The following is a 292-nucleotide window of genomic DNA, read 5'->3' on the forward strand; positions in this document are numbered from 1 at the left end:
GGAGCGGGAGAAGAGTCTCGAACTCTCGACCTCAACCTTGGCAAGGTTGCGCTCTACCAACTGAGCTACTCCCGCGTGGAGTTCAAATTGTCTGGAGGCGAGGATCGGAGTCGAACCGACCTAGACGGCTTTGCAGGCCGCTGCATAACCGCTTTGCTACCTCGCCAGAGGAAACTGTTGACCAAGATAACAGCGGGTTATGCGCTGCCATCCGAAATTCTGGAGCGGGAGAAGAGTCTCGAACTCTCGACCTCAACCTTGGCAAGGTTGCGCTCTACCAACTGAGCTACTC

The 292-nt window shown here is 55.8% G+C and carries 2 tRNA genes; both read right to left on the reverse strand.

Features of this window, described 5'->3' with window-relative positions:
* Positions 1–2 precede the first annotated feature (2 nt).
* Positions 3–75: transfer RNA gene (locus ACCD07_RS32310), tRNA-Gly, on the reverse strand.
* Positions 76–92: 17 nt separating this feature from the next.
* Positions 93–166, reverse strand: a tRNA-Cys gene (locus tag ACCD07_RS32315).
* Between the last annotated feature and the right edge of the window lie 126 nt (positions 167–292).

This window comes from Duganella sp. Dugasp56, assembly GCF_047304105.1.
Lineage (GTDB): Bacteria > Pseudomonadota > Gammaproteobacteria > Burkholderiales > Burkholderiaceae_D > Rugamonas > Rugamonas hordei.